This is a genomic window from Myxococcus sp. CA005 (assembly GCF_006518205.1).
GTDB classification, from domain to species: Bacteria; Myxococcota; Myxococcia; order Myxococcales; family Myxococcaceae; genus Myxococcus; species Myxococcus xanthus.
Map to the genome: position 1 here is coordinate 22,929 of NZ_SRLV01000102.1, position 6,007 is coordinate 28,935.

5 protein-coding genes are annotated in these 6,007 nt (G+C 67.0%); 1 reads left to right on the forward strand and 4 read right to left on the reverse strand.

The genetic code is table 11. The annotated features are described in order from the left end of the window. Position 1: 1 nt before the first annotated feature. The 4 genes from FMQ63_RS31790 to FMQ63_RS31805 form a co-directional block, all read right to left on the reverse strand. A complete protein-coding gene (locus FMQ63_RS31790) occupies positions 2-1,288 on the reverse strand; it encodes an MFS transporter (RefSeq protein ID WP_020477633.1) in 1,287 nt (428 codons plus the stop codon). A gap of 95 nt (positions 1,289-1,383) precedes the next feature. Then, complete coding sequence (gene gltC, locus FMQ63_RS31795) at positions 1,384-3,408, reverse strand: adventurous gliding motility protein GltC (RefSeq protein WP_020477632.1); 2,025 nt, start codon at positions 3,406-3,408, stop codon at positions 1,384-1,386. Next, on the reverse strand, positions 3,405-4,175 hold the full coding sequence (locus tag FMQ63_RS31800; protein WP_011552610.1) for an outer membrane beta-barrel domain-containing protein: 771 nt from the start codon (positions 4,173-4,175) through the stop codon (positions 3,405-3,407). Before FMQ63_RS31800 ends, gltC begins: the two co-directional genes overlap by 4 nt. Then, positions 4,172-4,999 carry an outer membrane beta-barrel domain-containing protein gene (locus FMQ63_RS31805; protein ID WP_011552609.1) on the reverse strand — a complete coding sequence of 276 codons (828 nt, stop codon included), beginning with the start codon at positions 4,997-4,999 and terminating at the stop codon, positions 4,172-4,174. Before FMQ63_RS31805 ends, FMQ63_RS31800 begins: the two co-directional genes overlap by 4 nt. A 276-nt stretch (positions 5,000-5,275) precedes the next feature. Here FMQ63_RS31805 and cglC point away from each other — a divergent pair, with 276 nt between their 5' ends. After that, positions 5,276-5,788, forward strand: a complete 513-nt coding sequence (cglC, locus tag FMQ63_RS31810) for an adventurous gliding motility lipoprotein CglC (protein WP_225909971.1) — start codon at positions 5,276-5,278, stop codon at positions 5,786-5,788. Positions 5,789-6,007: the final 219 nt, after the last annotated feature.

A 6,007-nucleotide genomic window follows, 5' to 3' on the forward strand; every position in this document is an offset into this window, starting at 1 on the left:
CTTAGGACCTTTGCTCGGCCCCCGCGCCTGCCATTCTCGTCTGGGCCACCAGGGACAATCCCAGGAGCCCCGCCATCGCCACCATGCCCGCCGCCGTCCCGTACGGGGCCGCGGGCCCCAGCCGGGTGAAGAGCCAGCCCCCCAGCGCCGGCCCCAGAATCCGCCCCAGCGAGCCGAAGGCCTGGTACGCCCCCAGCACCGCCCCCAGCCGCTCCGGCGGGGCATGCAGAGATACCAGGGCGGACAGACACGGTGTCACCAGCGCCGACCCCACCGCCAACAACCCCATCACCGGGAACAGCCACGCATAATCCGGCGCTACGGGCAACAGGGCCAGCCCCGCCGCCGTCAGTCCGAAGCCCACCGTGGCCAGCAGCGCCTCGCGCCCTGGCGCGCTCCCGGGCCCACCCGTCAGCCGGCGAACCAGGCCGCCCTGCACCCCCGCGGAAATCACCCCAATCGCCGCGAAGAGCCAACCGGAGCGCAGGCTGGCCTCGCGCAGCACGTCCAGGTCCGTCACCGCCGCCCGGAGGAACAGCCCGCCTTCCTGGAGCGGCACCGGCCCGGACGACAGGAAGCGCGTCAGCAGGTAGACGGAGAAGGTGCCTTCCATCTGCGCGAAGGCGGTGGTGAACACCAGCATCAGCACCAGGCAGCGCCCCACCACGGGCAGGCTCATGGCCAGCGTGGCGCCCTTCAGCGTGCGCGCGTGCCCTTCCCCCGGGCGCCCCTCCACCCGCGTCTCCGGCAGGTAGAAGTACGTGCCCGTCAGGTTGATGGCCACCAGCCCCGCCGCGAACAGACCGATGGCGAGGTTGCCACCCCAGGCGCCCAGGAAGCCGCCCAGCGCCGGTCCCAGCACGAAGCCCAGCCCGAAGGCCGCGCCAATGACTCCCATACCCCGCGCCCTGTCCTTCGGCGTGGTGATGTCCGCCACCACGGCCTGTGCGGTGGAGATGTTGCCACCGGAGATGCCGTCGATGACACGCGCCAGGAAGAGCAGCGGCAGAGACTGCGCGAAGGCGAACAGTAGGTACGCCAGCAGCGAGCCCACCTGGCTCACCAGCAGCACCGGCCGGCGGCCGTACCGGTCGCTGAGCCGGCCCAGTATCGGGGCCGACACCAGCTGCATCAGCGAGAAGACGGAGATGAGCAACCCCACCGTGAAGGGCGAGGCACCGAACCGCACGCCGTACACCCCCAACTGGGGAATCAGGATGCCGAACCCGATGAGGTCCAGCGCCACGATTCCGAAGACGACACGGAGTGACGCCGCCCGCCGCACCACCAGTTGCCCCTTTGCTGAAAAAAGAAAAACCGCCGGAGCGCGAAGATAGCGCCCCGGCGGCTCGAATGGGGGAGAAGTCCCGGGTCCGAAGGGCTTTACATCGCCTCGGCGGACTGGACTTTCCGGTTCGCGGTGTCGCGCTCGATGCAGCCCTTGGTCATCGTGTACTGGTAGGTGCCCAGCTCGTCACGCCAGTACTCGCCCTCGTACGGCCAGTAGAGCTGGTCGTCCTGCACGGCGACGGAGTACTTGTACTTCTTGACGATGGCCGTGCGGCCGCCCGCCTTGAGCTGCTCCTCCAGGAACTCCTTCTCCTTGGTGGTCGTCTCGAACTTGATGCGCAGGCCGTTGGCCAGGAGCTGTTTGAGCGCCACCAGCTCCGTCTCCAGCTTGCCCTTGGCCATGATGCCGGCCTTGGAGATGAGCGCCGTGCGCTGCACCTTGAGCCCCTCCAGCAGGGACTTGCTCAGCTCGGAGTACTTGAAGGTGTCCGCCCGGTTCGCGAAGGCATCCATCTCCGCCTCCAGCTCGAGGATGGAGTCGTTCGTCTTGCGCAGGTCCTGGTCCGTCAGGGCCAGCCGGAGGATGCGCTCCAGGATGATGTCCGTCTCGTTCTTCTCCAGGCCGTCCTTGTTCTTCTTCTGCACGTCGGACAGCACCGAGTAGTACTCGCTGGCCTCCATGTTCTTCTTCACCAGCGCCTCCAACTGGTCGTGCACGGGCAGGTAGGTGCGCTCGAAGTCCTGGAGGATGATGTTGGACTCCCGGTAGCGGCAGTTCTCGTAGTAGATGACCGCCTTCAGGATGAGCGCCTCCGGGAAGTACTCCTCGCGGAAGAAGGGCGACGACAGGGTGATGAGGCTGCCCAGCGCCTGCTCGTACTGGCCCACGCGGTAGTTGGCCCAGCTGGACTCGAAGAGGGCCTCCAGCCACTGGGTGTTTCCGCGCTCGACCTTGCCCAGGTAGAAGAGCGCGAAGCGGTTCTGCTGCATGCCGTAGTGCGTGCGGGCCAGCTGCATGAAGGCCAGCTCACGCAGCGACTTGTCCAGCTTCGCCTGGTCCGCCGTCTTGCCCGGCGCCGGACGCGTGAGGCGGACGACTTCCTTCATCGCCTCGATGGCGGCCAGCATCTCCCCGTTGGCGCGCTTGGCCGCCGCGTCCTTCTGACGGCTGCCGTTACGGAAGAAGGACAGGCCCTCCAGGTACTTGGCGCGAGGGAAGAACGGGTCGGTGCGCGGAATGGTCAGCGCCAGCCGCTTCACTTCCGAGAAGCTCTTGTCGGCTTCCTCGGGCTGCCCCACCTGGTCCAGCGCGCGGCCACGCACGAAGTGGTAGCGCGCCAGCAGGTAGCGGAACTCGTTGCGGTACTTCTCGGGGAACTCCTGGTTCGCGTGACGGGCAATCTCGTCGAGGATGACCGTCTCGTTCTTCGTCTTGCGGCTGATGAAGAAGAGCCACTCCAGGCTCGTCTTGAAGAACTTGGTGGACGGGCCCAGGGAGAGGATCTTGGAGAACTCGCCCAGGGACGAGTGGTACATGCCCATGCGGTAGAGCGACTTGGCCAGCACGTAGCGCGCCTCGGTGTGCAGGCCCGCCAGCTTCGGATCCTCCAGCAGCTCGTGCGCCGCCATGGAGGCCTTTTCGTACTCGTCGTTCTTGAAGAGGCTGACGGCCACGTCCAGGCGCTGGCGGTCCGCCGTCTTGCCGGAGACGTCCACCGCGTCGAAGGACATGGTGGGCGCGGCCGGCTTGGGCGCCTCCTGCGTCAGGTCCAGGCCCATGCCCATGCTCCCGGTGTTCGCGGGAGGCGAAGCCGGGGTGGGCGCGGGCGTGGAAGGGGCCGCCGCGGGTGCCGTCTCCGCGGGAGACACGCTCGTGGGCGCCTCGCTGGAGGAAGCAGCGGCGGCATCGTCGTCCGCGTCGTCATCCTGCGCCGGCGCGGGCTTCGCCTTGTCGGCGCGGCTCTTGCGGGTGGGCTTCTTCTTGGGAGTGGTGCGCTTCTTCTTCTTGGACTGGCCGGAGAGGTCCAGGCCCTCGAAGTTCTGCGCGTAGGTGGGGGCCGTCCACGCGAGCGACAGCCCGAGGACGGCGACGCGGATGAGCCGGAAGGAGCGCATCATGACTCGGACCCGAAGAAGAAGGAGACACCCAGCTCGAACAGGAGCTGGTTGCGCAGGTAGTTGCCAGAGACCTCGGTGCCCTTCTCCACGTAGATGAGGTCACGCAGCTCCGTGCGCAGCGTGATCCACCGGTTGAGGAAGAAGCGCGCACCAACGCCCAGGTTGGCACCCGGCGTGAGGTAGTTCTGCGCCTCCGCGCCCAGCGAGTCACCGGGGCCGCGGTACTGAACCACCGAGGCGCCCGCGATGCCGTACAGGTCGAAGTGGACGAAGGTCTCAGCCAGCAGCGACACCTTGCCGTAGATGGGCGCCCACTGGACGTCCGCGCCGCCCAGCAGCTTGATCTGCCCCGGCGCGTTCCCGTCCAGCTCGTCGAGCGTGGGCGGCACGCAGCCGCGCGTGGAGCCCTCGCCGCCGTCCCCGAACGTGCACTTCTGCGCCGCGCCGGCCACCGTGTTGATGGCGTAGCCCACGCGCAGGCTGACGCCCAACGTCTCCATGGGGTGGTACGTCAGCGTGCCGCCGAAGATGTACTTGCTGTAGAACGCGTCGCGCAGCGACAGCGTCGCGGACGGGCTGAACTCGAAGCGGCCCTTCTTGAGGAAGACGTGGCCGGAGACCGGCCGGACGCGCTCGCGCAAGGGCCCGAGCCGGTCCTTGTCGACCTCCGACACGTCGCCGGCTTCCGCCTCTTCGGTGGTCTGGGCGAAGCCCAGCACGGGCGCCGTCAGACAGAGGGCGAGGAGCACACGGAAGAAACGCTTCATTCCGAGTCCCTCCCCGTCGACTTGAACGGCAGGAACAGCGAGATGCCTGCGTTGAGCGTCATGACGTTCTGGATGGCGCCCTTGCTGCTACCCAGGGGCTGATCCACATAAGAGGTGTTGATGAGGGCCACGTTGACGGCGATGTAGTCCTGAGCCACGAAGCGCATGCCCAGGCCCAAGTCAGCGGCCGGGTTGAGGCCTCGCCCCGGCAGCGCCGAGGTCTCCGTATTCACCACGCCCGCGCCCGCTAGCAGGTAGCCGTCGAAGTGGAGGATGGAGTTGAGGAACGCCACCTTTCCGTAGATGGGGCTCCACTCCACGTCGCCCATCGCGGACCACTGGGGCACCGAGTAGTAGATCTTGCTGTTGAAGGTCCGCTTCGCGGTGCGCACGTCGTCCGACGGCACCACCTGCATCAGCGAGGCCCGGGCGGAGACAGCCAGCGTGTCCGCCAGGTAGTAGGCGCCCCGGACCGACAGCCCCACCTTCGAATAGAAGGGGTCGTTGACCGAGAGGCTCACCAGTGGCGTCAGCTCGAAGCGGCCCTTCTTGAGGTAAACCTTCCGCTGGACGCTCTTCACCCGGTCTTCCTGGGTGATGTCCGTCAGCGGCAACTGCGGATCCGCTTCCAATGGCTCGTCCGCGGGGCGGGACGCCGCGGCCGGTGTGGCCTCCTCCATCGGAGGAGGCGCGGGTGATTCTGCATCCTGCGATGACTCGGCCTGCGACTCGTCGGTGAGGTCGAGTCCCATGCCTTCCTGGCTCTGGGCGGATGCCAGTGCGGGCACCAGACACAGGGCGAGCAGCAACTTGGGGCGGTTCAAATCCGGAGGCTCCGTGAGGGAGGGGGGCGTAACTGCCACCGGGGGTTCAGCGCGACTCTCGGCTTCCACATCCTATCGGTCGTATTCCCAACCATCAACCGCGCTGAGCAAGCGTGGTTACCGTCTATCCCTCCGGTATTCCTTCACAATTCCACCCGCTGTACCGCCGTACGGGGACGTTGGTGTTCCAGGGGGCTGTGCTACCCTCCCGAGGCTCGCGGGCCCCGAGGTCCCGTGCCCCATCCCCCCTTTGTAGAGGTCAGAGGTCCCATGAAGATGTTCGTGCGAACCGCCCTCATGATGTCCGCCGCGCTCCTGTTGGGTGGCTGTGAGGTGGCCAGCGAGATTGGCAAGCCGTGCGCGCTGGTGCGAAAGGCGACCCCCGAGGAGTCGGCGGCCAACAACAACTCCGCAACCATGCCCATCCTGGAGCGGGAGATCGCGGCCCAGCAGGACTTCATCTCGTTCGGATCCGTGAACTGCGAGGATCTGATTTGCGTTCGGGACCAGGACTACCCTCGGGCCCTCAATGAGGATGGATCACTGAACGAGAATGCTCCGGCGATGGGCTACTGCAGCAAGCCCTGCGTCGAGGGCGGCTCGTCCTGCGAGGTGACGGACACCGACGACGTCAATCCGGACCTGCCCCGCCGGATGTCGTGCCGCCCGATGCTGCTGGATCAGGACACGCTGGATGCTCTCCGCTCCGCGGACGAGGCCTTCTATCGGCGGACGTTCGGCGAGAACAACTCGCCCTTCTTCTGCGCCGGCGCGCTCATCCCGGATTGACCCACCCGACACTTTTCGCGCGGAGGGGTAGACCTTTCCGCGCGACTGGTTCGTAAAGGGAGGGCCCGCGCTGTTTCCGCAAGGAGCCCTGCCTCATGAACCGTACGGTCGTCTTCCTCAGTCTGGCTGGCGGTCTCGCGCTCACCGCATTGGTGCTGGGACTGCCCCAGATGGGCACCCCGCCGGAGCCGATCGTCGTCGTCCACCCCACTCCACCGC

What these genes read in the sequence shown, in the direction of transcription:
- gltC (WP_020477632.1), bottom strand. Translation starts at nt 3,408, where the DNA reads ATGATGCGCTCCTTCCGGCTCATCCGCGTCGCCGTCCTCGGGCTGTCG.
- FMQ63_RS31800 (WP_011552610.1), bottom strand. Translation starts at nt 4,175, where the DNA reads ATGAAGCGTTTCTTCCGTGTGCTCCTCGCCCTCTGTCTGACGGCGCCC.
- cglC (WP_225909971.1), top strand. Translation starts at nt 5,276, where the DNA reads ATGTTCGTGCGAACCGCCCTCATGATGTCCGCCGCGCTCCTGTTGGGT.